The 26,066-nt window shown below is 72.3% G+C and carries 29 protein-coding genes and 1 tRNA gene; 9 read left to right on the top strand and 21 right to left on the bottom strand.

The genetic code is table 11. The features are described 5' to 3' along the window. Positions 1-115 precede the first annotated feature (115 nt). A complete protein-coding gene (locus KV205_RS00670; protein WP_265861264.1) occupies positions 116-1,144 on the bottom strand; it encodes a HEAT repeat domain-containing protein in 1,029 nt (342 codons plus the stop codon). Positions 1,145-1,793: 649 nt separating this feature from the next. On the opposite strand from KV205_RS00670, the gene KV205_RS00665 reads away from it, so the two are divergent. Next, complete coding sequence (locus KV205_RS00665; RefSeq protein WP_265861263.1) at positions 1,794-2,135, top strand: DoxX family protein; 342 nt, start codon at positions 1,794-1,796, stop codon at positions 2,133-2,135. Between the two features lie 4 nt (positions 2,136-2,139). Here the strand turns inward: KV205_RS00665 and KV205_RS00660 are convergent, their stop codons facing one another. From KV205_RS00660 to KV205_RS00650, 3 genes are read right to left on the bottom strand one after another with little or no spacing between them, the layout of a single operon-like run. After that, entirely contained in the window at positions 2,140-2,307 is a 168-nt protein-coding gene (locus KV205_RS00660; protein WP_265861262.1) for a DUF397 domain-containing protein, read from the bottom strand. Between the two features lie 12 nt (positions 2,308-2,319). Next, positions 2,320-2,442 carry a DUF397 domain-containing protein gene (locus KV205_RS00655; protein WP_265861873.1) on the bottom strand — a complete coding sequence of 41 codons (123 nt, stop codon included), beginning with the start codon at positions 2,440-2,442 and terminating at the stop codon, positions 2,320-2,322. Continuing rightward, positions 2,399-3,298 carry a helix-turn-helix transcriptional regulator gene (locus tag KV205_RS00650; protein ID WP_265861871.1) on the bottom strand — a complete coding sequence of 300 codons (900 nt, stop codon included), beginning with the start codon at positions 3,296-3,298 and terminating at the stop codon, positions 2,399-2,401. Before KV205_RS00650 ends, KV205_RS00655 begins: the two co-directional genes overlap by 44 nt. A 195-nt stretch (positions 3,299-3,493) precedes the next feature. Between KV205_RS00650 and KV205_RS00645 the strand changes: the two genes are divergently transcribed. Genes KV205_RS00645 through KV205_RS00635 form a run of 3 tightly spaced genes read left to right on the top strand, consistent with a single transcriptional unit; the run spans position 3,494 to position 5,374 of the window. Then, on the top strand, positions 3,494-3,919 hold the full coding sequence (locus tag KV205_RS00645; protein ID WP_265861260.1) for a hypothetical protein: 426 nt from the start codon (positions 3,494-3,496) through the stop codon (positions 3,917-3,919). A 49-nt stretch (positions 3,920-3,968) separates the two neighbouring features. Further along, complete coding sequence (locus tag KV205_RS00640) at positions 3,969-4,544, top strand: TetR/AcrR family transcriptional regulator (protein WP_265861258.1); 576 nt, start codon at positions 3,969-3,971, stop codon at positions 4,542-4,544. After that, positions 4,541-5,374, top strand: a complete 834-nt coding sequence (locus tag KV205_RS00635; RefSeq protein WP_265861257.1) for an alpha/beta fold hydrolase — start codon at positions 4,541-4,543, stop codon at positions 5,372-5,374. Before KV205_RS00640 ends, KV205_RS00635 begins: the two co-directional genes overlap by 4 nt. On the opposite strand, the gene KV205_RS00630 is transcribed toward KV205_RS00635, so the two are convergent. From KV205_RS00630 to KV205_RS00610, 5 genes are all read right to left on the bottom strand, one after another. Beyond that, positions 5,355-6,104 carry a hypothetical protein gene (locus KV205_RS00630; RefSeq protein WP_265861256.1) on the bottom strand — a complete coding sequence of 250 codons (750 nt, stop codon included), beginning with the start codon at positions 6,102-6,104 and terminating at the stop codon, positions 5,355-5,357. The two genes, KV205_RS00635 and KV205_RS00630, sit on opposite strands and share 20 nt — an antisense overlap. A gap of 61 nt (positions 6,105-6,165) precedes the next feature. Then, positions 6,166-7,212, bottom strand: coding sequence for an RNA polymerase sigma factor SigF (locus tag KV205_RS00625; protein ID WP_265861255.1), 1,047 nt, complete (start codon positions 7,210-7,212; stop codon positions 6,166-6,168). Positions 7,213-7,448: 236 nt separating this feature from the next. Further along, complete coding sequence (locus tag KV205_RS00620) at positions 7,449-8,321, bottom strand: RNA polymerase sigma factor SigF (protein WP_374214592.1); 873 nt, start codon at positions 8,319-8,321, stop codon at positions 7,449-7,451. A gap of 192 nt (positions 8,322-8,513) precedes the next feature. Then, positions 8,514-8,813, bottom strand: a complete 300-nt coding sequence (locus tag KV205_RS00615) for a Dabb family protein (protein ID WP_265861253.1) — start codon at positions 8,811-8,813, stop codon at positions 8,514-8,516. 9 nt (positions 8,814-8,822) lie between these two features. Continuing rightward, positions 8,823-8,987 carry a hypothetical protein gene (locus tag KV205_RS00610; RefSeq protein ID WP_164986384.1) on the bottom strand — a complete coding sequence of 55 codons (165 nt, stop codon included), beginning with the start codon at positions 8,985-8,987 and terminating at the stop codon, positions 8,823-8,825. A 360-nt stretch (positions 8,988-9,347) separates the two neighbouring features. Here KV205_RS00610 and KV205_RS36260 point away from each other — a divergent pair, with 360 nt between their 5' ends. Further along, positions 9,348-13,148, top strand: a complete 3,801-nt coding sequence (locus KV205_RS36260) for an AAA family ATPase (protein ID WP_265861252.1) — start codon at positions 9,348-9,350, stop codon at positions 13,146-13,148. Between the two features lie 64 nt (positions 13,149-13,212). Here the strand turns inward: KV205_RS36260 and KV205_RS00600 are convergent. The 4 genes from KV205_RS00600 to KV205_RS00585 all read right to left on the bottom strand — a co-directional run bounded on the left by KV205_RS00600 (position 13,213) and on the right by KV205_RS00585 (position 14,996). After that, positions 13,213-13,300: transfer RNA gene (locus tag KV205_RS00600), tRNA-Ser, on the bottom strand. A gap of 91 nt (positions 13,301-13,391) precedes the next feature. Further along, positions 13,392-13,820 carry a tRNA adenosine(34) deaminase TadA gene (tadA, locus tag KV205_RS00595; protein ID WP_265861250.1) on the bottom strand — a complete coding sequence of 143 codons (429 nt, stop codon included), beginning with the start codon at positions 13,818-13,820 and terminating at the stop codon, positions 13,392-13,394. A gap of 152 nt (positions 13,821-13,972) precedes the next feature. Beyond that, entirely contained in the window at positions 13,973-14,506 is a 534-nt protein-coding gene (locus KV205_RS00590; protein ID WP_265861248.1) for a hypothetical protein, read from the bottom strand. A 283-nt stretch (positions 14,507-14,789) separates the two neighbouring features. Beyond that, positions 14,790-14,996 (bottom strand): hypothetical protein, encoded by a 207-nt coding sequence (locus KV205_RS00585; RefSeq protein ID WP_265861247.1) that lies wholly within the window; start codon positions 14,994-14,996, stop codon positions 14,790-14,792. Positions 14,997-15,103: 107 nt separating this feature from the next. Here KV205_RS00585 and upp point away from each other — a divergent pair, with 107 nt between their 5' ends. Continuing rightward, positions 15,104-15,739 (top strand): uracil phosphoribosyltransferase, encoded by a 636-nt coding sequence (gene upp, locus KV205_RS00580; RefSeq protein ID WP_073811943.1) that lies wholly within the window; start codon positions 15,104-15,106, stop codon positions 15,737-15,739. Between the two features lie 79 nt (positions 15,740-15,818). Here upp and KV205_RS00575 read toward each other — a convergent pair whose 3' ends face one another. Both KV205_RS00575 and KV205_RS00570 read right to left on the bottom strand, forming a co-directional pair. Continuing rightward, entirely contained in the window at positions 15,819-16,472 is a 654-nt protein-coding gene (locus KV205_RS00575; protein ID WP_265861245.1) for a LytR C-terminal domain-containing protein, read from the bottom strand. A 180-nt stretch (positions 16,473-16,652) separates the two neighbouring features. After that, positions 16,653-16,949, bottom strand: a complete 297-nt coding sequence (locus KV205_RS00570) for a type II toxin-antitoxin system VapB family antitoxin (RefSeq protein ID WP_009067182.1) — start codon at positions 16,947-16,949, stop codon at positions 16,653-16,655. Between the two features lie 87 nt (positions 16,950-17,036). On the opposite strand from KV205_RS00570, the gene KV205_RS00565 reads away from it, so the two are divergent. Then, on the top strand, positions 17,037-18,653 hold the full coding sequence (locus KV205_RS00565) for a helicase HerA-like domain-containing protein (protein ID WP_265861243.1): 1,617 nt from the start codon (positions 17,037-17,039) through the stop codon (positions 18,651-18,653). 16 nt (positions 18,654-18,669) lie between these two features. On the opposite strand, the gene KV205_RS00560 is transcribed toward KV205_RS00565, so the two are convergent. The 5 genes from KV205_RS00560 to KV205_RS00540 form a co-directional block, all read right to left on the bottom strand. Then, the gene (locus KV205_RS00560; RefSeq protein ID WP_265861242.1) at positions 18,670-20,223 is read right to left on the bottom strand and encodes a M28 family metallopeptidase; all 1,554 of its coding nucleotides are present in this window, start codon (positions 20,221-20,223) and stop codon (positions 18,670-18,672) included. A 115-nt stretch (positions 20,224-20,338) separates the two neighbouring features. Then, positions 20,339-20,959 carry an HhH-GPD-type base excision DNA repair protein gene (locus KV205_RS00555; protein WP_265861241.1) on the bottom strand — a complete coding sequence of 207 codons (621 nt, stop codon included), beginning with the start codon at positions 20,957-20,959 and terminating at the stop codon, positions 20,339-20,341. Between the two features lie 41 nt (positions 20,960-21,000). Then, positions 21,001-22,029 carry a prolyl aminopeptidase gene (pip, locus tag KV205_RS00550; RefSeq protein WP_265861240.1) on the bottom strand — a complete coding sequence of 343 codons (1,029 nt, stop codon included), beginning with the start codon at positions 22,027-22,029 and terminating at the stop codon, positions 21,001-21,003. 10 nt (positions 22,030-22,039) lie between these two features. Continuing rightward, positions 22,040-22,645: an alpha/beta hydrolase gene (locus KV205_RS00545; protein WP_265861239.1), complete on the bottom strand. Its 606-nt coding sequence runs from the start codon at positions 22,643-22,645 to the stop codon at positions 22,040-22,042. A gap of 44 nt (positions 22,646-22,689) precedes the next feature. Next, positions 22,690-23,367, bottom strand: a complete 678-nt coding sequence (locus KV205_RS00540) for a TetR/AcrR family transcriptional regulator (RefSeq protein ID WP_265861237.1) — start codon at positions 23,365-23,367, stop codon at positions 22,690-22,692. 225 nt (positions 23,368-23,592) lie between these two features. On the opposite strand from KV205_RS00540, the gene KV205_RS00535 reads away from it, so the two are divergent. Continuing rightward, positions 23,593-24,993 carry an MBL fold metallo-hydrolase gene (locus tag KV205_RS00535; protein WP_265861235.1) on the top strand — a complete coding sequence of 467 codons (1,401 nt, stop codon included), beginning with the start codon at positions 23,593-23,595 and terminating at the stop codon, positions 24,991-24,993. Then, positions 24,987-25,763, top strand: coding sequence for a sulfite exporter TauE/SafE family protein (locus tag KV205_RS00530; RefSeq protein ID WP_265861233.1), 777 nt, complete (start codon positions 24,987-24,989; stop codon positions 25,761-25,763). Before KV205_RS00535 ends, KV205_RS00530 begins: the two co-directional genes overlap by 7 nt. 10 nt (positions 25,764-25,773) lie before the next feature. Here KV205_RS00530 and KV205_RS00525 read toward each other — a convergent pair whose 3' ends face one another. Beyond that, positions 25,774-26,061, bottom strand: coding sequence for a metal-sensitive transcriptional regulator (locus tag KV205_RS00525; RefSeq protein ID WP_265861231.1), 288 nt, complete (start codon positions 26,059-26,061; stop codon positions 25,774-25,776). Positions 26,062-26,066 lie beyond the last annotated feature (5 nt).

The following is a 26,066-nucleotide window of genomic DNA, read 5'->3' as shown; positions in this document are numbered from 1 at the left end:
ACGGTCGCCGATTCTGCGCCACCGAGGGGGCCTTGCCGCAAGACCCCCCGTGCGCTATACGTTGACCATGGCGAGGAGCGGGCTCCTCGCCTTTCGCATGTCCCGCAGCCGCTCCTCAGGGGCGAGGGGCCCACGGGTCGTCGGACCGCGCCGGATCGGGCTGCTCGGGATGGAGCATCTTCCGCACACAGCGCCGCAGTCCCGTCTCCCCGGACCCGCCGGCAGCGGTCATCCAGGGCAGGGCCTCCATGGCGTCGGCCAACTCCTTGGTGGCGAGGTCTTCGACCGCCGTGACCAGGTCGTCGGGGGCGGGTTCGTCGGTGAGGCAGAGCCAGCCGATCGCGGCGGCCAGCCGGACCTCGGACACCTGTGTCTGGTCCCGCCACCGCTCCCGCATCCAGGCAGTGGTCGGCGGGTGGGGGTGAGAACGGGTGGCTTCGGCGGTGGCGAGGACCAGGGCGGCGCGGACGATCGGGTCCTGCTCGACTGCGAGCCGGGCGACGAAGGCGCCACGGACAGAGCGTTCGAGGTCGGTGACGGTGGCCAGGGCGTAGGCGGCGCGGATCCGGATCGCAGGGTCGGGGTCGTCGAGAAGGTTCTGCAAGAGGGTGGCGTCGGCGGTGATCGCGGCCCGGGCGGCGCCGACCGACCAGCCTGCCGGATAGCCGGTCACCTCGACGCCGTAGCCGTCGTAGAGGTCGTCGTCCTGGGCACGGCGGTGGAGCAGCAGTTCGTCCCGGGAGGCGATGCCGAAGTGGCGGGCGCGGGCCGGGCAGGGGATCTCGCCAAGCGCGTCGACACGACGGGGGTGGCCGGTGTCGGCGGCGATCCGGATCAGGAACGGCACGGCGAGCGCGGCTGCGGCCCGCATGTCATTGGCACACATGCCGCTCACCACGCCCGCCCCGGCGTCAACGGGCGAGTCGCCGGAGTGCAGCAGGCGCACGGCATCCCTCACACGGTGGCCCTGCGGGAAGTGCTCCCACGGCACTTCGTCGAGCAGAAACCCGTCCTTGGCCTCGGGCCGGATGCTTGCCACCACCGCCCGCACGTCGAACGGCCCGCCCGTGAACGAGGACAGCTCCGCCCCGTCCACCAAGGCCCGACACATCGCGTACGCCGGATCGGTCCGCCAGTCGCCCACGTCACCCCACCCCGCCGCTGGGTCCGACCGGAGCCGATCCTGCCCGAGAGGCCCGCCGCTTTCGAGGCCGGCTGCTCGTCGGACGGCGTGCAAAGTCGGTTGGGAACGCGTTCGGATCGCCTCACCAGTCACATGAGTCCCACTCACCCCAACCCGGCCGGGGATTGCGGACTTTGCATCATCTGGAGGCCACAGGCGGCGCCGGAGCCTTGGGGCGAGCGTGCATACGGCGACTGACCTCCACGAGTCATCCCCGACAACCCCCGCCGCGAACCGAGCCCCTACCCACCGGCCCGCTGCCCGCCCATGGCGCGGAGCGATACCCGGGCCTGTCCGCGTGGCCGGGCCCCCCGGCCGCCCTCCGAGTGGTTAAAGGCCCCCGGAGACACCGGGTCAAGGGTGGCCGTAGGCCATCGCTTGCGACGCGACCGCAGGGAGCGCCCTTGAGGCGGTGGTGGAGGGGGCCACGCTCGGAGAGAGGGCGGCCGCACCAGAAGCCTGCCGGGACCTCGGGCCGGAGGGCCCGAGCCCCGCCCCGAGAAACGGCTCCAGAAAAAACTTCCCGGGGCGGTCACACGTACCGCCTGGGCGGTGTCAGTGCAGTGCGAGCGCGGGAAACGCCCGTCGCCGCACGAGCGAGGAGCCAGAGATGTCCACCACCGCCACCGTCGTGACCGCCGTCGCCGCCTTCATGGCGGGTTTCTCGGGAGCGGCGATCTTCTTCCGCGCGAAGTTCGTCGTGGAGCCGCTCGCGGAGTACGGCGTCCCGCGCTCCACCTGGAACCTGCTCGGCGTCGCCAAGCTGGCCGGCGCGGTGGGGCTCCTCGTCGGGTACGCGATCCCGGCGATCGGGATCGCCGCCGCGATCGGACTCGTCCTGTACTTCGCGGGCGCGGTCATCACCGTCCTCCGCGCCCGCGCGTACGGGCACATCGCCTTTCCGCTGATGTACATGGCACCGGCCGTCGCCGTCCTGGCGCTGGCGGCGTGACGATTCACAGGCTGTGGACGAACATCTCCCACGCGGCGCGGTCGAAGACGACAGCGGGGCCCTCCGGGGCCTTGCTGTCACGTACGGGGACGAGGCCGGGGAATCCGGGGGCGACTTCGATGCAGTTTCCGCCGTTGTCCCCGCTGTAGCTGCTCTTGATCCACGTCACCATGGCGGCGTCCTCTCAGCTGCGGACGGAGTCGACGAACGTCGCCCAGGCCGGGGCGGAGAGCACGAGCACCGGGCCGGTGGGCGTCTTGCTGTCACGTACGGGGACGAGGTCGGGGAATCCGGGGGCGACTTCGATGCAGTCGCCGCCGTTGGCCCCGCTGTAGCTGCTCTTGATCCAGGTTGCCGCTGACAGATCGTGCTTCCGCATGGTGCCCGTACCTCTCCATCATGTCGCTGATCAGGGCGGCAGATTCGTGGCCCGACAAGCAGTCAGCCCTCAGCACATCATAGGTCTGGCTGTGTCGAGTGAAGAGCGCCGGATCATCGCTGAAATGGCCGCTGTCGAGCGATTCCGAGTAGACCCACTGGTGCCCGTCGGGCAGTTGGATCAGCGACATGGACGTGTCTGGACGGTCGATTCCGCGCTGGCCGAACGGCACTACCTGTACCCGGATGTTGGGGAGCTGACCCACCTCCAGCAGATGGGCGCACTGCTCCCGCATGACGGTGGCGTCTCCGACCAGGTTCTGCAGACAGCTCTCGTCCAGCACAGCGATGTACGTCGGGCCGCCCGGTGCGAGGAAGCGCTGCTGGCGGCTAAGTCGGGCGCGGACGCGCTCCTCCACCTCCTCGGCATCGCGGAGCCGCTGTGTGTACAGGGCGTGGGCATAAGCCGAGGTCTGCAAGAGGCCAGGCACGACCTGGACTTGGTACGCGCGGATCGCGGTGGCCTTCGCGTCCATCTCCGCCCTGCGCTCGAACCAGTCCGGGTGCTGCACCTCCGGGTACCAGTCGATCCGCTCCCACAGGTGGAATAACTTCTGACCCGTCCCCAGCACCCTGTCGCACGCCTTCGCGAACGTGTCCGTCGGCACCCTCTTCGCCGCCTCCACCTTCGCCACCTGCGACCGGTCGCACGGCACCTGCCGCGCCAGCGCCTCCTGTGTCAGGCCCGCTGACTCCCTGTAGTGCCTGAGCAGTTCGCCGAACATCTCCGCCGTCGTCGCGAGCTCCACGCCCGCCTTCCCGCCCCGCTCGATCACCTGAACTCCCCCCTCGTGACAGCAGCCTTTGCCACGCGATCAGCGTTGTGGCCGCCCTCTCCATTGAGCAACGCTGGGAGCACACAGAGTAATCGCCCGATCGGGTGATCGAGTGAGCAAGCGAGTCCTGGGAGGAACGGCGACATGGCTGGGTGCACGGGCGGCGGCAGCGCGTACGAGGGGCCGGAGCGGGGGGACTTTCTGTATGACGTGGTGGCGCGGAAGGTGGGGGAGTACCGGGGGGTGGCCGGGCCGTATGCGATGTTGCGGCCGATCGGGGGCGGGCGGGAGTGGCAGGCGGATCCGGAGAAGGTGCGGCCGGCCACGCGGGACGAGCGGATCACCGCCGGGGTGCGGGCCGTGAACGAGCGGGCGAGTGCGACGTACGAGTTGATGCGCCCGCCCGCGCCCGTGCCGAGCTGTGCCGAGTGCGACGAGCTCGCGCTCTCCCGGGCCGCCGCCCGGGAGCGGTTCGACTGGAGCGCGGAGACCGACGCGAACGTCCTCCTTCGCCGTCACCAATCCGACCTGCATCCACTTCGGGAAAATCCCGTGCCTCCGCTTCCCTAAGGGTGTTAGCTTCCTTCCTAGGAGTCCTAGGAAGGAGCCCACGCAAGCCATGGTCCGAGCCGGAATCACCCCCGACCTCCTCGTCCGCGCCGCCGCCGAACTGGCCGACGAGGCCGGGGGGATCGAGAAGGTCACCGTCTCGGCGCTCGCGCGCCGCTTCGGGGTCAAGGACGCGAGCCTGTACTCGCACATCAAGAACCTGCGCGACCTGCGCGTCCGGCTCGCCCTCCTCGCCTCGCACGAGATGAACGAGGCGATCGGCGCCGCCGTGGCCGGCCGCTCCGGGCGGGACGCGCTGGTCGCCTTCGCCGACGCCTACCGGGACTACGCGCTCGCCCACCCCGGCCGCTACGCGGCCACCCAGCAGCGGATCGAGCTCGACGAGGTCCAGGAAACCGCCGTCTTCCAGCGCGCGGTCGAGCTGACGTACGGGATGCTGCGCGGCTACGGCCTCGGCGAACCCGACCTCACCGACGCGGGACGCCTTCTCCGTGCCACCTTCCACGGGTTCATCCACATAGAGCTGAGCGGCGGCTTCCAGCACACCCGGCCCGTCGCCGCGTCCTGGGCGCGCTCGCTCGACGCCCTGCACACCACACTCGAGAACTGGGGGAGCCAGAAATGAACGACATCGGCCATGTGAAGGTGCCCGGCGCCACCCTCCGCTACGAATCCCGCGGCAGCGGGCCCGTCCTCCTCCTCATCCCCGGCGGCGCGGGCGACGCCGGGATGTTCGAGGGGATGGCCGACCTGCTCGCGGACGCCGGGCACACGGTCGTCTCCTACGACCAGCGGGGACTCTCACGCAGCCCGCTGGACGGGCCGCTCACCGACCAGCGGGTCGAGGAGTGGGGCAGGGATGCGCTCGCGGTCCTGGACGCCGTCACACCCGACCAGCCCGCGTACGTCTTCGGCAGCAGCTCCGGCGCCATCGTCGGGCTCGCGCTGCTCGCCGCCCGGCCCGACCGGGTGCGCCGGCTCGTCGCCCACGAGCCGCCGCTCGTGGAGCTGCTCGCCGACCCCGCCCCGTACCGCGACCACTTCGCCGAGGTGCGCGAGCTGCACCGTACGAAGGGGCTCGCAGCGGCCATGGCCCGGTTCGCGGAGACGCCGGACGGACGGAAGCCCGAGAGGGAGCAGGAGACGGCCGAACTGCCTCCCTCCATCCGGCCGATGGCCGCTCGCATGGGCGCCAACATGCCCGTCTTCCTGGAGCACGTGCTCTGCCCCTTCTCCTCCTCCGCGCCCGACCTCGCCGGGCTGCGCGCCGCCGCCGGGACGATGATCCTGGGCCTCGGGCGGGAGTCGGCGGGTCAAGAGGCCCTGGTCGGGCCGTCCCGGAGGATCGCGGAGCTGACCGGGGCGGAGATCGTCGAGTTCCCCGGCGGGCACATCGGCTGCGTCGAGCACCCGGAGGAGTTCGCGGAGCTGCTGCTCACTGCCATGCGGCGGTGACCTTCTGCGTGTCCACGTGCATGCCGAGCGGCACCCGCCACGAGTCCACACAGACGGTGTACGTCTGGGTGCGGGTGGCCCCGGCCTGGATCGGCGCGGGGAGTGACTGGCTCGACGTGAGGGTCGCCCAGTCGATGCCGAGCGCGCCGATGACATGCGTCGCGAAGGTGACCGTGCCCGAACGGGCCGCCGTGCCACCGGTGTTGCGGAAGGTGAGGGTGACGTTCTCGCACCAGCGCTTGTCGGTGTCGGTGAGGACGGGCGCGGAGAGCGTGAGCAGGGCGGGCGCCGGGGCCGGCGCATGAGCCGGGGGCTTGGTGGGAGGCGGCGCCGTGCTCGTCGGTGCGGGGGACGGCGCTGACGTCGTCGGCGGCTTCGCGGGCGTGGTCGCCGGGCTTCCCGGGGTACGGGGCGGGGCCGGCGCGCCGCTGACCGGGGGCGGCGCCGTGGCCGTACCGCCCGGAACCGTACCCGTACGACTTCCTGTGCCGCCCGACGGTCGTGGCGACGGGCGGGAGGTGCTGGAGGTGAGTTCCGGGCCGGTGGCCTTCGGGTCCAGGGGGACGAGGGTGACCGTGCCGGAGGGCGGCACCGCGCCCTTCGGCACGGTCTGGCCGGCGCCGACCGCCGCGTAACCCTCGCCGTCGTCGCTGCCGCCGCACGCGGTCAGCGCCCCGCCGAGGCAGAGCGCGACCACCACGAGTCCCGGCTGTCGCTTCCGTCGCCACATGGCGTCAGTGTGTCTGACCCTGTGTCAGCGAGGAAGGGAAACGCGGAACTTCAGTCCGCGATCAGTCGGCGATCAGGCCCTCGCGCAGCTGCGCCAGCGTCCGCGTCAGCAGCCGGGAGACGTGCATCTGCGAGATGCCGACCTCCTCGCCGATCTGCGACTGCGTCATGTTGGCGAAGAAGCGCAGCATGATGATCTGCCGCTCCCGGGGCGGGAGTTTGGCGAGCAGCGGCTTCAGCGACTCGCGGTACTCGACGCCCTCCAGGGCCGTGTCCTCGTAGCCGAGGCGGTCGGCGAGGGAGCCCTCGCCGCCGTCGTCCTCGGGGGACGGGGAGTCGAGGGAGGAGGCGGTGTACGCGTTGCCGACGGCGAGGCCGTCGACCACGTCCTCCTCCGACACCCCGAGCACCGCGGCGAGTTCGGGCACGGTCGGGGAGCGGTCGAGCTTCTGCGAGAGCTCGTCGCTGGCCTTGGTGAGGGCGAGCCGCAGTTCCTGGAGCCGGCGCGGCACGCGCACCGACCACGAGGTGTCGCGGAAGAAGCGCTTGATCTCGCCGACGACGGTCGGCATCGCGAACGTCGGGAATTCCACGCCGCGTTCGCAGTCGAAGCGGTCGATCGCCTTGATCAGGCCGATGGTGCCGACCTGGACGATGTCCTCCATCGGCTCGTTGCGGGAGCGGAAGCGGGCCGCCGCGTAGCGCACGAGAGGGAGGTTGAGCTCGATGAGGGTGTCGCGGACGTAGGTCCGCTCGGGGCTGTCCGCGGCGGCGCCCTCGTCGTCCAGGGCGCGCAGCCGCAGGAAGAGGGAGCGGGAGAGGGTGCGGGTGTCGAGGGCCTCCGGCGCGACGGCGGGCTGCGTGACGGCGTTCTCCGCGACGGGAGTTGAGCCCGTGGCCGGGTCGGCGGCCACGTCCGTCGTGGTCGCGTCCGTCATGGCCACCTCCGTCGCGCCCGCCGTGCCCGCCGCGTCCGGCGTGGCCTCGGCCGTCGTGAGGTCCTCCGCCGTCGAGCGGTCGGCGGCGGTCGGCGCCGTCGTCTGCGTGGGCATGGGCGTGAGCGTGGGCGTGAGCGTGAGCACCTTCGAGCTGCCCTGTTCTGCGGACATGCCACCCCCTTTGAGGTCGCGGACGGTCGTGGTGGCCACGACCATCTGAGGAACGCAGCCTCCACCTGAATACCGGAGGCGGGGCTGCGCCAAACGCGGTTCCAGCAGAATGTCACATGTCGGCAACGCGCTGTAGTGACTTGTCGACATGACGCCGGTGAATATCCGCAGGAAACAAGGGGTGTGCGGCATTTGGGATGGTGCAAAACCGCCCGGAAACGGTCTACCCGTTCTGGTTACGCCTCGATCCGATTTGCGGATCTCAACCGGGCGAAGCTGCGGGCGAGGAGCCTTGACACGTGCATCTGCGAGACGCCGAGCTCCTGGCTGATCTGAGACTGGGTCAGGTTGCTGTAGTAGCGCAGCATCAGGATCCGCTGCTCGCGCTCGGGGAGCTGGACGAGCAGATGCCGTACGAGATCGCGGTGTTCGACGCCGGCGAGCGCGGGGTCCTCGTACCCGAGGCGGTCGAGCAGGCCGGGCAGCCCGTCGCCCTCCTGGGCCGCCTCCAGGGAGGTGGCGTGGTAGGAGCGGCCGGCCTCGATGCAGGCGAGCACCTCGTCCTCGCCGATCTTGAGGCGTTCGGCGATCTCGGCGGTGGTGGGGGACCGGCCGTGGGCCGTGGTCAGGTCCTCGGTGGCGCCGTTGACCTGGACCCACAACTCGTGGAGCCGGCGCGGGACATGGACGGTGCGGACGTTGTCCCGGAAGTAGCGCTTGATCTCGCCGACGACGGTCGGCATCGCGAAGGTCGGGAACTGGACGCCGCGGTCCGGGTCGAAGCGGTCGATCGCGTTGATCAGGCCGATGGTGCCGACCTGGACCACGTCCTCCATCGGCTCGTTGCGGCTGCGGAAGCGGGCGGCGGCGTAGCGCACGAGGGGGAGGTTGGCCTCGATCAGGGCCCCGCGGACGCGGTGGTGCTCGGCGGTGCCCGGCTCCAGCTTCTTGAGCTCGCCGAAGAGCACCTGGGTGAGGGCGCGGGTGTCGGCGCCGCGGGTGCTCTGGGGGCGGGGGCGCGGGGGTTCCGGGGGGTGGGGAGCCGTCTCCGCGGGCCCGGCCTCGTTCTGGGGCTGGGGCGGGACTTGAGGCGCTGTACTGGCCGGCACGTTCACGCCACCCCTTCACGTCAACTTCGGTCGACTCATCCGTCAAAAGCGGTCATAGCATCACAAGACATGTCCACTGTGTGCAAGCACCGCATAGCGACGTGTTGGGGGTGGGTGTGCGGGGTAAGCATCCGGGCCCCCCGCCGGTGTCGGCGAGGGGCCCGAATGGGGGGCGAAGCGGGGGCGAGGAGGTCAGCCCTCGATCTCGTAGTCGGCGATGACCCACGTGGAGAACTCGCGCCACATGCCCACGCCCGCCTGGTGTGCGGGGTGGTCCAGGTAGCGCTGCAGGGCGTCGCGGTCGGCGACGGCGGAATTGATGGCGAAGTCGTACGCGATCGGCCGGTCGGTGATGTTCCAGTCGCACTCCCAGAACTTCAGCTCCGGAATCTGCGTACCGAGGGCGCGGAAGGCCTCGACGCCGGCGACGACGCGCGGCTCGTCGCGCTGCACGCCGTCGTTGAGCTTGAAGAGGACCAGATGGCGGATCACTGTCGTCTCCTAATTCACGAGCTCGGTCATGAACTGACCCACTCCTTGAGCGGCGCTCGATATTCCCTCGAACCCTACCTGGACGAGGTCCGCCGCCCGGGCCGGAGACGTGATGATCGTGTACAGCACAAAGACCACGACCGCATAGAGCGCGATCTTCTTCGCCTGCGCCATCCGTCTGCCCTCCCCTAGAGCCGCCCCTGAGCGGTCGCCGAGTCTAGCCGAGCGGTTGTTTGCGCGGCCTTTATGGACCAAGGGCCCGTGGATCGGGGTCTTTCGCCGACCCCCGGAAGGGTGGCGGAGGCGCAGGATGGATGTCGAGCCCGGCGGATCTGGCAGGAATCCGCGGGGCTGAGGAACCGGCCCTCACTGCGGGGTCCCGCGCCGCGAGCTTCCCCCTGACTGCGGCGCAGGACTTGCAGGGACGGTTCTCATCGGGGGGAGCGGCTTGTCCCCCCGATGCCGCTCCCCCCGGCCGAACCTCTCCGGCGCAGCCCTTTATGCATGGCATGTGCATGGCTACGCTCCGGATGTGTGACGAGCACTCCTGAGGACGACGAGTACGGGTACGGGTACGGGTACGAGGGCGAGGAGCCCGCCCGCGCGTACGCCTCCGGCCGCGACATGTACGTCGCCGAGGGCGACTTCCACCTCTACGTCCAGGACCCCGACGGCTCCGAGACGCACCTCACCGACGGGCCGGTCACCGACGACGACTGCCCCTACCCCGGACTCGCCGCCTTCACCGCCGACCGGGCCGACCACTACTTCGGCCGCACCCGGCTGCGTACCGAACTCTGCGAACGGCTCGCCGAGTGCCATGCCGCCCGCACCCCGCTGGTCGTCGTCGCCCCCTCCGGCGCCGGCAAGACCTCGCTGCTCCAGGCCGGACTGTGGCAGGACCTCGACCGCGCCCGCGTCCCGGTGCCCGGCGCGCGGCGCTGGCCCCGGCTGCTGCTCACCCCTACGGCCCACCCCGTACGGGAACTGACCACCCGGCTCGCGGAACTCGCGGAACTCGCGGGCCTGGATCCGTCTGCTCCGAGCCCGGACCTCGACTTCGGCGCGTTATCCGAGAGGTTACGGAAGAAGCTCGGCCCCGGCGGGCGCGTCCTGCTCGTCGTCGACCAGGCCGAGGAACTCTTCACCCTCTGCACCGACCCCGCCGAACGGCAGGCCTTCACCGATCTCCTCTCCCGTCTCGCCGACCCGGGCGGACGGGACACCGCCCCGCTCGCCCTCGTCGTGCTCGCCCTGCGCGCCGACTTCTACGCCCACTGCGCCGAGCTGCCCTGGCTGCGCGCCGCCGTCCAGAACGGGCAGCTGCTCCTCGGCCCGCTGTCCCGCGAGGAGCTCCTCGACGCCATCCGCCTGCCCGCCCGCGCGGCCGGCCTCCGGCTCGAACCCGGCCTGGTCGACCTCCTCGTCTCCGACTTCGGCGCCCGCCGCGGCCTCGTCGAGCCCGGCGCGCTCCCGCTGCTCGCGCACGCCCTGCGCGCCACCTGGCAGAACCGGCAGGGGCGGCTGCTCACCGTCGCCGGCTACACCGGCACCGGCGGGGTCGCGCACGCCCTCGGCAACAGCGCAGAGCAGGTGTACGAGGGGCTCGACGCGGCCGCCCAGGGCATCGCCCGGCGGCTCTTCCTCGGCCTGGTCGCCATCGGCGATGACGGGGGCGACGGTGACGGCGGATCCGGCGGCGGCTCCGGCGATGGCGGATCCGGCGGCGTCCTGGCCGACGGGCGGCGCCGGATCCGCCGCGACCAGCTGCTCGCCGGGGTGCCGGACCGGGAGGCGGCCGAGGAGGTCCTCGCCGCGTTCACCGCGCGTCGGCTCCTGGTGCAGGAGCGCGAGACGGTCTCGCTCACGCACGAGGCGCTGCTCACCGCCTGGCCCACCCTGCACGGCTGGATCAACGACGACCGGCCCCGCAACCTGCTCCTCCAGGACCTCGACGCCGCCGCCCGCGCCTGGCACGGCGCCGGCCGTGAGCCCGACGCGCTCTACCGGGGCAAGCCGCTCGACCGGGCCCTGGCGGCGGCGCCCGAGCCGCCGGACCCGGCCGAGGACGACCTGCTGCGGCGGGACTTCCTGAACGCCTCCGTCCGGCTGCGGAGACGTTCCGCACGGAAGCAGCGCCGGCTCGTCGCGGTCCTGGTCGCCTTCGCGCTGGTCGCCGGGACGGCCGTCTTCCTCGCCGTACGCCAGCAGGGCACGGCCGAGACCGAGCAGCGCGCGGCCCTCGCCGCCCGCATCACCACCCAGGCCGACGGCCTCCGCACGGCGGACCCGGCGCTCGCGGCCCGGCTCGACCTGGTGGCGCACCGGCTGGCGCCGCGGCCGGCCACGACGATGAACCTGTACGCGGACGCCGGCCTGGTGCTGCCGCGGCAGCTGGGCGGGTTCCGGCGCCAGGTGCTCGACACCGCCTTCCGCCCGGACGGCCGGGTGCTCGCCGCGGTGGATGTCGGGGGTGTGGTCAGGCTGTGGGACGTTGCCGATCCGACCCGGGCGCCCAGAGAGCTCGGGAAGCCGCTCGAAGCCGGTCTCGGGGGTGAGGTCGGCTTCAGTCCGGACGGTCGGCTCCTGACTGCCACTTCCCGCTTCTTCCCGGCCAAGCTGTGGAACGTCACCGACCCTGCCCGGCCCGTCCCCGTCGAGCTGCCGCGCGGCGCCGCCGGCCGCGGCGGAGGCACGCTCGCCTTCGGCCTCGACGGCCGCACCCTCTTCGGCAGCGGCCCCCAGGGCCGGATGCTCGCGTGGAACGTGACCGACCCGGCGCGCCCTGTGCTGCTGCCCCGCTCGCCCATTCCTGTGAACGGCGCTCCCAGGGCCTTCGGCCCGGACGGCCGCACCCTCGCCGGGACCAGCGGCGATTCCACCGTACGGATCTGGGACCTGGCTCACCCGGACCGCGCGCCCGCCGCGCTCGTACCGCCGAATGCGAGGGGCAATCACCACTGGACGGCCTACCGGCCGGACGGACGCTATTTCGCGCTCTCCGACAGCGGCCAGGTGTGGGTGTGGGACCTCGCGGACCCCGCCCACCCCCGGCGGCTGCGGTACTACCTCCCGGGCAACGGACCCGAGGTCACGTCCCTGGCCTTCAGCCCCGACGGGCGGACGCTGGCTGTCGCCGACGGCCAGCGGACCGTGCACCTGTGGAACTTCACGGACCCGGAGGCCCCGAAGGGCCGGCCGTCCCTGCCCCTGTTGCCGGCGATGATCCGGGGACTGGCGTTCGCGCCGGACGGGCGCACCCTGACCGCGGGTACGGACAGCGGTCCCGTCATGCTCTGGCGGTTCCCCGATGCGAGCCTGCCGGCTGCCGCGGACGACACCCGGACGCTCGCCTACGCCCCGGACGGGAGGCGCCTCGCCACCGGCGGCGGCGACGGCACAGTCCGCCTGTGGAGCCTCGCCGGTCCGGACCGCCGCCCCCGGGTCGTCGGCACCCTCTCCGCCGGTACGGAAAAGGTGACCGGCTTGGCCTTCGCGCCGGACGGGCGCACCCTCTCCGCAGGCTCGTGGAACAGCGACGACTACCGCGTGTCGCGCTGGGACGTCACCGATCCCGGCCGGCCCCGGCGGCTCGCCGAGCGCGCCGTCGACGACGACGGAGGGGCGCCCGCGCTCAGCCCGGACGGGCGCACCGCCGTCGTGCAGGGAAAGGACGGGGTGGCGGTGTGGGACTTGGCCGGTGCCTCGGCGCCCGACCGGCCGTTGAAGACCGGTGACGGCGATGTCGAGTCACTGGTCGTCAGCTCTGGGGCGCGTGTGATCGGGGCCGGGCACGACGACGGCGACTTCTCGCTGTGGACGGGCGGCTCAGGGCCGTCCCCGGTCGTCCGGGTGCCGGGCATCGACCCCGGCGGGTCGGCCCCCCAGGTCCTGGCGCTCTCCCCGGACGGGCGGGCGCTCGCCAAGGCCGACCGCGCCACCCTCACCACCTGGGACCTCGCCGATCCGGCGCGACCGGTCGCCCGTGGCTCCGTCACCGGCGGCGGTGACGTGGAGTCCCTGGCCTTCGGCCCGGGCGGCGGCGTGCTCGCGGTGGGGGACGCCGACGGCGCGGTCCGCTTCGCCGACCCGGCGAACGCCACGGCCCTCACTCGCCCGCTGTCCGGCGGTGTCGGCCGGGTCACCGCCCTCGCCTTCGCCCCCGACGGGCGTACCCTCGCCTCGGGCGGCCCCGGCCTGCCCGTACGGGTCTGGTCCACGGACCCGCAGGCCGCGGCCCGTTGGATCTGCGCGAGCACCGACGTCCTCACTCCGGCCCAATGGGCCCAGTACGTCCCGGGATTGCCCTACGACCCGCCCTGCCGCGAGGAATGAGGAGGGCTGAGGAGGCATGAAAAAACCTCCCCGAACCGCGTTTCCGCAGTTCGGGGAGGTTTTCTGGCGGTAGCGGAGGGATTTGAACCCTCGGTGAGTTTCCCCACACTCGCTTTCGAGGCGAGCTCCTTCGGCCGCTCGGACACGCTACCGAGAGAGAGCTTAGCCCAAAGGCGCCGTGGACTGAAATCCGTATCCCGCAGCAGGTCGGAGGGCAGGTCGCAGGGTGGGTACGGGGCGGTGTCAGCGCTCCCGGAAGAAGCGGGTCAGGCGGTCCGAGCACTCCGTCTCCAGGACGCCGTGGATCACCTCGGGGCGGTGGTTGAGACGCCGGTCGCGGACCAGGTCCCAGAGGGAGCCGGTGGCGCCGGCCTTCTCGTCGAAGGCGCCGAAGACCACCCGTTCGACCCGCGCCTGGACGAGCGCGCCCGCGCACATCACGCAGGGCTCCAGGGTCACGACGAGCGTGCAGCCGGTCAGCCGCCACTCGCCGGTCGCCGCCGCGGCCCGCCGCAGGGCGAGGATCTCCGCGTGGGCGGTCGGGTCGCCGGTGGCCTCGCGCTCGTTGTGGCCGCGGGCGAGGACCGTGCCGTCCGGGGCCAGGACGACCGCGCCGACCGGCACGTCACCGCCCGCCGCGGCCAGCTCGCCCTCGGCGAGGGCGAGCCGCATGGACTCCCGCCAGGGGTCCCGTACGGGATCCTCTACGGAATCCAGGTCCCGTACGGGATCCGAGCCCCCTACGGGATCCAGGTCCCCTACGGGGTCCGAGCCGTCCCCTACGGGGTCTGCGCCCGCGCCCGGGCCACGTACCGCGAACGCCACTAGCGCACGGCCTCCAGGATGTCCGAGGCGCCGATGGCGTCGGCGATCTCGCCGAGGGCGTCCTCGGTCAGGTCGATCAGGTCGCGCTCGGTCATGCCGAGGTCGGCCAGGATCCGTCCCTCGCCGAGCGGGCCGGCCGGGGCGATCCCGGCGGTGGCCGCCGCGTCGTCCTCGTCGTCGTCCTCGTGCTCCGGCTCGCCGTCCTCGGTGCCGTCCAGGTCGGTGAGTTCGTCGAGCGCGCCGTCCCGGTCGTCGTCACCGAGGAGTTCCGAGGTGAGGATCTCCCCGTAGGAGGAGCGGGCCGCGGCGGCCGCGTTCGAGACGAAGACCCGGGGGTCGTCCTCGCCGTCGACGCGGACGATGCCGAACCACGCGTCCTCCTGCTCGATGAAGACGATCACCGTTTCCCCGTCGTCGGCGGCGGACTCACGGGCCAGATCGGCCAGGTCCGCCAGCGTCTCCACGTTGTCGAGCTCGATATCGCTCGCTTCCCACCCGTCTTCGGTGCGCGCGAGCAGTGCGGCGAAGTACACCTGACTCTCCCACTGATCAGAGGTGTGATGATCCGGCGGCGCGCTCCTGATGCCCCGCCCAATCGGCATCGTGACAGAAACCTCGCCGTCAGGAGAGGTCTTCGGCTCTTGCGTCGTGCATCAGTCTGAACGACGCCCGGTTCGGGCGGGCGTGCGACCCCGGCGCACGAAGGGGGCGCACGGTGACCGCCGCCCGGGGGCCACCGGCCCTTCGCCGTACGGCCACCACCAGGCTGTACGAGTGGTGTACGCGTCGCCCGACCAGCACCGGCCTACCACCGGCCTACCACCGGAAGGTGCGCATCCGCATCGCCTGCCGCATCCGCGCGGCCCGGGCGCGCCGCGGCTGCACGCGGTCGCGCAGCGCCTTGGCCTCGTTCAGCTCGCGCAGGAACTGCGCGCGGCGCCTGCGGCGCTCCGCGTCCGTCTCCGGCCTGTCCGGTCCGTCCGGTCCGTCCGGTCCGGCTGGTCCAGCTTGTCTGTCGGGCATGGACACACCACCCACCACCGCGTGACACGGGTCCCTGTAGCCCCCACCTTCCCCCTCTCGCCCAGGTTGACGCCAGTCCTCGGCCAGGTCCCGGCTACTGTTGGGGCATGCGTCTCCACGTCGTCGACCACCCGCTGGTCGCCCACAAGCTCACCACTCTGCGCGACAAACGCACGGACTCCGCGACCTTCCGCCGGCTCGCCGACGAGCTGGTCACCCTGCTCGCCTACGAGGCGACCCGGGACGTGCGGACCGAGCAGGTCGACATCGAGACCCCCGTGACGCCGACGACCGGCGTGAAGCTGTCGTACCCGCGGCCGCTGGTGGTCCCGATCCTGCGCGCCGGTCTCGGCATGCTTGACGGCATGGTGCGGCTGCTGCCCACCGCCGAGGTCGGCTTCCTGGGCATGATCCGCAACGAGGAGACGCTGGAGGCGTCGACCTACGCGACGCGGATGCCGGAAGACCTGTCCGGCCGCCAGGTGTACGTGCTCGACCCGATGCTCGCGACCGGCGGCACGCTCGTCGCGGCCATCCAGGAGCTGATCAAGCGCGGCGCCGACGACGTGACCGCGGTCGTGCTGCTCGCCGCCCCGGAGGGCGTCGAGGTCATGGAGCGCGAGCTGGCGGGCACGCCGGTGACCGTCGTGACCGCCTCGGTCGACGAGCGGCTCAACGAGCACGGCTACATCGTGCCGGGCCTCGGCGACGCGGGCGACCGCATGTACGGCTCGGCCGAGTAGCAGCCGTACGGGAGTGCCCTCAGCCCCCTAGGGCCTGTCCGACCCTGATCCGCCGGACAGGCCCTAGGGGCCCTGCGGCTCAGCAGCGGCCCGGCACCGGCTTCGGCTTGTTGAGCGCGACGAGCGCCGCGTCCGCGGCCGCCTTCGGGTCGAGCGTCTTGAAGGCCGTGCCGATGATCAGGTCGACGTCCGCCGTGGTGCGGGCGTCGACCTTCGTCGTCGCCGCCTTCAGCTGCGTGCCGACCACGGAGAAGGCGCCCTTGGTGGCCCCGGGGGAGCCGAGCAGCAGTGCGGAGCCGGGGACCTTCTTGTCGTAGGCGACCGGCGCGTTGCCCACCTTGCCGATGACGAAGCCGCGCTTCTTCAGCTCGTCCGCGGTCGTCTTGGCGAGCCCGGCGCGCGGGGTCGCGTTGTAGACGTTGACCGTGATCTGGGCGGGCTTGGGCAGCGGGGCGCCGCCGGCGGTCCGCGCGCCCGGCGTGGCCGTGGGCTTCGCCTTGGGTGCGGCCTTGCAGTCGGCCTGTTTGCCGGCGGCGTTGGTGGTCTTCTCGTCGCCGCCGGAGAAGACGTCGACGAGCTGCAGCGTCCCCCAGCCGGCCGCGCCGAGCACGAGCACGGCGGCCGCCGCCCCGAGGACGATCCTGCGCCGGCGGTGGGGGCGGCGCATGCGGGGATAGACATCCCCCGTGATGCGGTACTTTCCGCCCATTCCGGGGGGAGTGAGCATGCTCATGAACGCAGCGTAATGCCGCCCGCGGAGGATGCCTACTGGATGATCATGTGATCGCGTCCGGATGGGCGCGAAGAGGCCCCGAAAGGATCACCCCGCAAGAGGCGTCCGAGGGCTCCCGAGGGGCGCCGGAGGGGTGTCCGAGGGCTCCCGAGGGGGCGGGCCCGGCCTGCAGGGCGGGCCTCAGTCCATTTCGAGCACGCGCGCGTGCAGCACCTGCCGCTGCTGGAGCGCGGCTCGGACCGCGCGGTGCAGCCCGTCCTCCAGATAGAGATCGCCCCGCCACTTCACGACATGCGCGAAGAGGTCGCCGTAGAACGTCGAGTCCTCGGCGAGCAGCGTCTCCAGGTCCAGCTGGCCCTTGGTGGTCACCAGCTGGTCGAGGCGGACCGGGCGCGGTGCCACGTCCGCCCACTGCCGGGTGCTTTCCCGGCCGTGGTCGGGATACGGCCGGCCGTTTCCGATGCGCTTGAAGATCACACGGAAAGCCTACCGGGCAAGCGGCTCCCGGCGCAGCCACGCGGACCCGGTGCGATGCTGGGACAAATCGTGACGAAGGGGCACATGATGAGCGAGCGTGAGCAGCTGATGAGCGAGCGCGAGCGCGAACAGCCCTGGGCGGAGATCGCCGCCGGGTACGCCTTCGACGGGCCCGCGCTCGATCTGGGCGCGCTGCTCTGGGACGGCACGTGCCACCCGGACGCGCAGGTCCGCATCCCGCTCCCGATGCTCAACCGGCACGGGCTCGTGGCCGGCGCGACCGGCACCGGCAAGACCAAGACGCTCCAGCTGATCGCCGAGCAGCTGTCCGCGAACGGCGTGCCCGTCTTCCTCGCCGACATCAAGGGCGACGTCTCCGGGATCTCCGCGCCCGGCGCGGACGGCGAGAAGGTGCGCGAGCGGGCCGGGCAGGTCGGCCAGGAGTGGGCGGCGACCGGCTTCCCCTGCGAGTTCTACGGGCTGGGCGGGACGGGCCCCGGCTCCGTCCCGCGCCCCGGGATTCCGATCCGGGCCACCGTCACCAGCTTCGGCCCGGTGCTGCTCTCCAAGGTCCTCCAGCTCAACCAGACCCAGGAGCAGTCCCTCGGCCTGATCTTCCACTACGCCGACAGCAAGGGCCTCGAACTGGTCGATCTGAAGGACCTGCGGGCCGTCGTCGCCTTCCTGGTCTCCGACACCGGCAAGGCCGAACTGAAGGGGATCGGCGGCCTGTCGACGGTGACGGCCGGGGTGATCCTGCGCGCCATCACCGCCTTCGAGCAGCAGGGCGCGGGCGCGTTCTTCGGGGAGCCGGAGTTCGACACGGCCGAGTTCCTGCGCACCTCGCCGGACGACGGGCGCGGCATCGTCTCCGTACTCGAACTGGCCGCCGTACAGGACAAGCCGCAGCTGTTCTCGACCTTCCTGATGTGGCTGCTCGCCGATCTGTACGGGGACCTGCCGGAGGTCGGCGACGTCGACAAGCCCAAGCTGGTCTTCTTCTTCGACGAGGCGCATCTGCTGTTCAACGGGGCGTCGAAGGCGTTCCTGGAGTCGATCACGCAGACGGTGCGGCTGATCCGGTCCAAGGGCGTCGGGGTGTTCTTCGTGACGCAGACCCCGAAGGACGTGCCGGGTGACGTCCTGGCCCAGCTCGGCAACCGGGTGCAGCACGCGCTGCGCGCCTTCACCCCGGACGACGCCAAGGCGCTGAAGGCGACCGTACGGACCTTCCCGAACTCGGCGTACGACCTGGAGGAGGTGCTCACCGGCCTCGGTACGGGCGAGGCGGTGATCACCGTCCTTAGCGAGAAGGGCGCCCCGACCCCGGTGGCGGCGACCCGGCTGCGCGCCCCGCAGTCCCTGATGGCGCCGGTCCCGGCGGCGGAGCTGGAGGCGGCGGTGAAGGGCTCGCCGCTGTACGGGCGGTACGCGGAGGCCGTGGACCGCGAGTCGGCGTACGAGAAGCTGACAGCCGAGCAGCAGGCGGCGGAGGCGGAGGCGCTGCGTGCGGCGGAGCGGGCCGCGGCGGAGAAGGAAGCGGCGAGGGCTCCTCGGGCCGGATCACGGCAGAAGGAGGAGCCCTCGCTCGCCCAACAGGTCGTCGGGAGCGGTCTGTTCAAGTCGCTCGCGCGATCGGTCGGCACCCAGCTGGGCCGGGAGATCAGTCGCTCGATCTTCGGTACGGCGAAGCGCCGGCGCTAGTCACGGACGGCGCTGGTTACTCCGTGACCTCGTCGTGGTCGCCGTGCAGGCCGCCGCCGCTGCCCGCGTCACCGGTCGTCGGGACGGAGACGACCGGCTTCTTGAGGGAGCTGATGTCGTGGGCGTAGGTGCCCACGGCGTTGGCGATGACGTCGATGTTGATGTCGAACGCCGTCATGTCGATGTTCGTGATGTCGTCACCCGCGGCGTGGTAGTTCACGTCGTACGCGACGCCCGCCTCGCCGCCGAACTTCTCGGCCTGGCCCGCGGTCTTGATGCCCTCGGCGCCGGTGAAGGTGCCGCCGGAGGGGATGCCGGCCTCGACGAACGGCCCGTAGTCGGAGCGGCCGGTGAAGTCGGTGCCCTCGTGCGGGGCGCCGGTCTTGTCCATGAAGTTCGTGATGTCGCGCTCCAGCTGGGCGGAGCCCTCGGGGCCGGCCCCCGAGCCGACGCCGTCGGAGTCGTCGCCGTCGTAGACGAAGAGTCCGTAGTTCGGCGAGGCGATCATGTCGAAGTTGAGGTAGAGCTTGATCTCCTTCTTGCCGAGGGAGCTCAGGTTGGTGACGTAGTGGTCGGAGCCGAGCAGGCCGACCTCCTCGGCGGACCACCAGGCGAAGCGCACCTTGTTGCGGACCTTGTCCTTGGACTTGGCGAGCTCCAGGGCGGTCTGGAGGAGGCCGGCGGAGCCGGAGCCGTTGTCGTTGATGCCGGGGCCCGCGGTGACGGAGTCCAGGTGGGCGCCGAGCATCACGGTGTTGGCGGCGTTGCCGCCCTTGGTCTCCGCGATGACGTTGTTGGTGGACCGCTTCTCCTGGAACTGGCGGATCTCGAAGGAGAGGTTCACCGGCCCCTTGGCGAGGTCGGCGGCCAGCTTCTCGCCCTCCGCCTGGGTGATGCCGCCGGTCGGGATCTTCCCGGCGGTCGCGTCGCCGAGGGTGCCGGAGAGCACGCCCTCGACGTTGTTGTAGACGATCGCGCCGACGGCGCCGGCCGCGGCGGCGTTCTCCTGCTTGACGGCGAAGGTGCAGCCGCCGCGCTTGATCAGGGCGATCTTGCCGGTGAACGCGCCGGCGGCGAAGTCGCCCGGCTCGCAGCCGGTGGTGCCGTCCGCGTCGACCGGGGCGGCGGCCAGGTCGGCCTTGACGCCGCCGACCGGGGTCGACTTCGTGTACGTCATCGCCCTGATCGGCAGGTCGCGCGGGGCGGGGGTGACGACGGCGGCCTTCTCGGCGAGCGTCTTGATGTAGATGAAGTCGAACTTCTGGTACGTGACGGCGTAGCCGGCCTTCTTCAGCTGCGTGTAGACGTACGCGGCGGAGGCGTCGTGGCCCAGGGTGCCGGCCGCGCGGTTGCCTTCGGCCGAGTCGGCTATCGCCTGGAACTTCTGCAGGTGCTTGAAGGCGTCCTGGGCGCTCGTCTCGCGGACCAGCTTCTTGGCCAGCCTTGCGGCGTCCCTGGCCTCGGCCGCGCCGGGCGCGGGGGTGGCGGTGGCGGGCGCGGCGAGCACCAGCGGGGTGGCGAGTGCGGCGGCGGCCAGAGCTGCGGCGGCTCTGCGCTGGGATGCGTTCACAGAAGTCCTTCCCGGTGCGGACGAGGTTGAGGGGAAGTTAGCGATCCGCGGGGGTCTCTGTGAACACATCACACGCAATTCCTGTCAGGTCGAACAGGATTGACATGGGGAGTTCTCAATTCCCTTTGTGGGGAGACGTCTTCGCCGCCTTGGCGGCGGCCTTCATCTCCTGCTTGTGGGCGCGCACCTTCGCCAGGGACTCCGGGCCGGTGATGTCGGCGGCCGAGCGGTAGCAGTCCTTCTCGCCGTACGGGCCCGCCGCCTCCTGCCAGCCCTTCGGCCCGACCCCGTACTGCTTGCCGAGCAGCGCCAGGAAGATCTGCGCCTTCTGCTTGCCGAAGCCGGGCAGCGCCTCCAGGCGGGCGAGCAGCTCCTTGCCGCTCGCCGCGTCCCGCCAGACCGCCTCCGCGTCGCCGCCGTACTCGTCGACGAGGAAGCGGCACAGCTGCTGGATCCGCTTGGCCATGGAGCCGGGGTAGCGGTGCACGGCCGGTTTCTCGGAGAGCAGGGCGGCGAAGGCCTCCGGGTCGCGGGCGGCGATCTCGTGCGCGTCCAGGTCGTCGTGGCCCATGCGGGTGGCGATCGTGTACGGGCCGGAGAACGCCCACTCCATGGGCACCTGCTGGTCGAGGAGCATGCCGACCAGCGCGGCGAGCGGGGAGCGGGCGAGGAGCGCGTCGGCGTCCGGCTGCTGGGCGAGGTGGATCACGGGGCTCTTGGGGCTCACGGGGCTCATGTCTCGATGATCCGGCGGGACGGCCGCGCCCGCCCGGTGGCTCACCCCGTCGGACCACCGATCCCGCTCCTGCCGCCCTCCGCGAAGCGTTCGAGGGCGGCCATGACGAGACGGCGGGTCTCGCCTCCGCCCAGGTGTCCGGCGTCCTCCACGACGTGCAGCTCGGCGTCGGGCCAGGCCTTGGCCAGTTCCCAGGCGGTGGTCAGCGGGCCGCCCATGTCGAAGCGGCCGTGGACCAGGACGCCGGGGATGCCGGCGAGCCGGTGCGCGTCGCGGATCAGAGCGCCCTCCTCCAGGAAGGCACCCTGCGAGAAGTAGTGCGCGCAGATCCGGACGAAGGCGAGCCGGGCGTCGTCGACCCGGTCGGTGTACGGGGTGCCCTGGCCCTCGCCGGACAGGACGGCGTCCTCCCAGGCGCACCAATCGGCTGCGGCCCGCTCCCGTACGGCGGGGTCCGGGTGGTTCATCCGGGCCGCGTAGGCGGCAAGCAGGTCCTCGGCGTGGTCGACGCCCGCGCGGAAGCGCTCGTGTGCCTCGGGGAAGAACCGGCCGACGCCCTCGTACAGCCAGCCGGTCTCGGAACGGCGGGTGGTCGTCACGGCCGCGATGACGATCTCGGTGACCCGGGCCGGGTGCGCCTCGGCGTAGGCCAGGATCAGGGTCGAGCCCCAGGAGCCGCCGTGGAGCAGCCAGCGGTCGACGCCGAGGTGCTCGCGCAGCCGCTCCATGTCGGCGACCAGGTGGGCGGTGGTGTTGGTGGCGAGGTCGGCGGCCGGGTCGTCGGGGTCCGGGGCGCTCGCGTGCGGGGTGGAGCGGCCGCAGCCGCGCTGGTCGAACTGGACGATCCGGTAGACGGCCGGGTCGAAGACCCGGCGCGCGTGCGGCGAGGAGCCGGAGCCGGGGCCGCCGTGCACGATCAGCGCGGGCTTGCCGTCGGGGTTGCCGGCGACGGACCAGGCGATGCGGTGGCCGTCGCCGACGTCGAGCAGGCCGGAGTCGTACGGGGCGAGCTCGGGGAAGAGCGGGCGGGGTTCGGGAGCGCTGGTTGCGGTTGCGGTTGCGGTGGCCATTCGGCCGACGCTACTGGTTGCCGCGTACCCGTACCGCCGGGTTTTCGGACCACTCCAGGATCGAGGGCCACGCCCCGTACCCGTGGTCGGGGTTGAGGTGCCCGCCGTCCGGTACGTGGTCGAGGTCGAGCCCCAGGGGAATCCCGTAGGGGAGATCGGCGCCCTCGGGGCAGTACGGGTCGCCGTCGCCGTACACGAGCCGGGTCGGCACCGTCAGCCGGGTGCGTACGCCGTCGAGGTCGAGGCCGTCCGCGAACTCGGCGATCTCCGGGATGGAAGCGGTGACCTGCGGCGACGGCGGTGCGACGAGCAGCACCCGGTCGGCCTCGGGCGCCCGTCCGGCGGCGACGGCGCGCAGCCACAGCAGGACGCCGAGGCTGTGCGCGAGCACGACGAACTCGCCCTCGGCCCGGATTCCGGTGGGCCGCTTCCCGTGCTCCTCCAGGGCCGCCAGCCAGTCCGCGAGGCGCGGCGCGTCGGGCTCGGGCAGCTGCGGGTACCGCACCTCGTGCCCGCGCTCGGCGAGGGCGCCGGCCAGCCAGTGCTGCCAGTGGCCGGGCGGGCGGTGGTTCTGGAAGCCGTGAAGGACGAGGTAGGTGTTCCTGGCTCTGCTCATGGTTCCGATCGTGGCGCCGGGCGGCGGGCGGGGTCCAGGGTGTTTCAGGGGCTGGACGGGGGAGCTGGCGCCGGTTCGCCACCGGGTGCGCGGAGGCTGAGCAACTGCCGTATCCCCGCCTTCAGTTCGGTGGCGGAGAGCTGCTGCTCCTCCGACAGGTGGTGCATCAGGCTCGGCGAGAAGGGCGCGAGGAGGAGGTGCGCGAGGAGGGCGGCGTTGGTGTCGGGGTGGGCCTGGGAGACCAGCAGGGCGACGTGGGTGTGCATCGCCAGGTAGGCGCCGCTGGTGTAGCGGGCGACGGGGGCGGCGCTCTGCGCGGCGAGCAGGATCGCGCGCTGCTCGACCACCCGGTCGACCAGGGCGTCGAGGAAGGCGTCGAGGCGTTCGGCGGCGGGCGCGCCGGGGCCGAGCGGCGGCGGGCCGCCCAGATACGCCTCCTGGAACTGCCGCTCGCGGTCGTCGAGCAGCGCCCACAGCAGCTGGGAGACGTCGCCGAAGCGCCGGTAGACGGTGCCGACGCCGATGCCGCTGGCGTGGGCGACCTGGTTCATCGTGACGCACTCGGGGCCCTGCTCGGCGACGATCCGGGCGGCGGCGTCGAGGATCTTGCGCCGGTTGCGGGCGGCGTCGGCCCGCTCGGGCGCGGGTCCGCCGATGCCCGGCAGCAGGTTGAGCAGGGGCGCGGCACTGCCGTCCGCGGGCTGCCGTCTCGTCATGCTCATCCGCCGCTCCCTGCCTTTCCCGCCTGTGCGCCCCCTCGCGTACGGCCTTCGCATACGTCCTTGACTTCGAGCATACCCGCCCACCCGACAAACCGGATAGATGTCCGCTTAGCAGTCCGGAGAGGTCCTCGGAGATACCCCCGGGGGTACTTCTGTTATGGTCGTTCACATACCCCGGGGGGTAAGCGTTCCTGAAGTTCTGGAGCTCCTGGAAGGAGTACGGGCGTGTTCTTCGTGGACACCGTCGAAGTGCCGGGCCTCGGCAACCGCAGCTATCTCGCGGGCGGTCGGACGGCCGCGGTCGTGATCGACCCTCCGCGCGACATCGACCGGGTGATCGCCGCCGCCGCGCAGCGCGGTGTGCGGATCTCCCATGTGGTCGAGACCCATGTGCACAACGACTACGTGAGCGGCGGCCATGAGCTCGCCCGGATCACCGGAGCCGCGTACGTCGTCCCGGCCGCCGCGCCCGTCTCGTACGAGCGGCTGGCCGTGACCGACGGGGACGTCCTCCCCGTCGACGCGGGGATCGCGCTGCGGGCCGTGGCGACCCCCGGGCACACGCCGCACCACACCGCGTACGTGCTTGAGGAGGGCGGCGAGGCCGTGGCCGTGTTCACCGGCGGCTCGCTGCTCATCGGCACCGTCGGCCGGCCCGACCTGGTCGAGCCGCGGCTCACCGCCGCACTGGCCCGGGCCCAGCACGCCTCCGCGCACCGGCTCGCCGCCGAGCTGCCGGACCGTACCGCCGTCCTGCCCACCCACGGCTTCGGCAGCCTGTGCGCCGCGGGCGCCGTGCCCACCGATGTCTCCGGTGCGCCGACCACGATCGGGGAGCAGGCCGCCGTCAACGAGGCCCTCGTCAAGGACGTCGACACCTTCGTCGCCGACCTGCTCGCCGGGCTCGACGACATCCCCGCGTATTACGCCCACATGGGCCCGCTCAACAGTGGCGGCGCCGCGCCCGTCGACCTCACCCCGCCGGCCGTCGCCGACGCCGACGAGATCGCCGCGCGGCTGGCCGCCGGCGAGTGGGTGGTCGACCTGCGGAGCCGGGTCGCGTTCGCCGCGGGGCACGTGGCCGGCTCGTACAACATCGAGGCGGGCGAGGGCCCCGGCGGTCAGCTCGCCCTGCTCCTCGCCTGGCTGATCCCCTGGGGCAAGCCGGTCACCCTGCTCGCCGAGTCGCCCGAGCAGCTCGCCAAGGCGCAGCGCGAGCTGGTCCGGGTCGGCATCGACCGGCCGGCCGCCGCCGCGACCGGGACGCCGGAGGAGTGGGTACGGGACGGGGAGCGGCCCGCGACGCTGCGCCGCGCCACCTTCGCCGACGTCCGTGAACTCCCGGAGGGATCCGTCCTGTTGGATGCGCGCCGGGCCACCGAGCGGGCCTCCGCCGGGTACGTCGAGGGCTCCCGGCACATCCCGCTGCACGAACTGCGCGCCCGTATACGGGAGATACCGCTCGGGGTCCCGGTGTGGGTGCACTGCGCGGGCGGTCTGCGCGCCTCGCTCGCCGCCTCCCTGCTCGCCTCGGCCGGTCACGAGGTCGTCGCGATCGACGACTCCTTCGACAACGCGCCGTTCGTGAACACGTTCGTGAACACGCCTGCCGCCGACCGATGTTGACCGCTCTGACGGCACTGGCCGCCGGGGCGGTGGTCGGGCTCGCGCTCGGTGCGCTGGGCGGCGGCGGCAGCGTGCTCGCCGTACCGGCCCTGATCTATCTGCTGGGCTTCAGCCCGGGCGCCGCCGCGACCGCCAGTCTGCTGATCGTGCTCGGCACGGCCGCCACCGCGCTGTACGGGCACGCCCGCGACGGCCAGGTCCGCTGGCGTACGGGAGCGCTGTTCGCCGCGGCCGGCCTGGTGCCGGCGGCACTGGGCGGGCTGCTCTCGGCGCATCTGCCGGACTGGCTGCTCACCCTCGGCTTCGCGGGGGTGGCGGGGATCGCGGCGGTACGGATGGTCCGCCGGGCCCCGGCCCCGGCCGCCGCCCCCGCCTCGGCCTCGGCCGGGGAGTCGGGCGTACGCCGCTCGGGTCCGGCGGTCGCGGGTGCGGGCGCCGGTCTCGGCGCCGTCACCGGGGTGCTCGGCGTGGGCGGCGGCTTCCTGACCGTACCGGCGCTCGTCCAGGTCGTCGGCCTGCGGATGCGTCCGGCGGTCGGGACCAGCCTGCTGGTCGTCGCGGTCAACGCGCTGGTCGCGCTGCTCGCCCGGGCGGGCGGCTCGGCGCCGGTGGACTGGGCGGTCGTCGCCCCGTTCACGGGCGCGGCGGTCCTGGCGGCCTGGGACGGCCGGCGGCTCGCCTCCCGCATCCCGGCGGACACGCTGCGCCGGGTGTTCGGGGCGGTGCTGCTGGTGGTCGCGGCGCTGATGCTGCTCGATTCGGCGATGTAGCGGGAGGCGCTCAGGCCAGGGAGAGGAAGAGCTTCTCCAGACGGGCCCGCATCTGCTCGGGGTCCTCGCCGTCCTTCCTCCCGTTCTCCATGTCCGTCAGGCACTGCTGGAGCCCGGTCGCGATGATCGCGAACCCGGCCCGGTCGAGTGCCCGGGACGCGGCCGCCAGCTGGGTCACGACCTCCTCGCAGTCGCGGCCTTCCTCGATCATCCGGATCACTCCGGAGATCTGTCCCTGCGCCCGGCGCAGCCGGTTCAGCACGGCCTTCAGCTCGGCGCCCGCGAGATCCAGTTCCACAGCCA

Source organism: Streptomyces sp. SKN60 (assembly GCF_026236535.1).
Lineage (GTDB): Bacteria > Actinomycetota > Actinomycetes > Streptomycetales > Streptomycetaceae > Streptomyces.
This window is presented reverse-complemented; position numbering and strand designations above follow the sequence as displayed.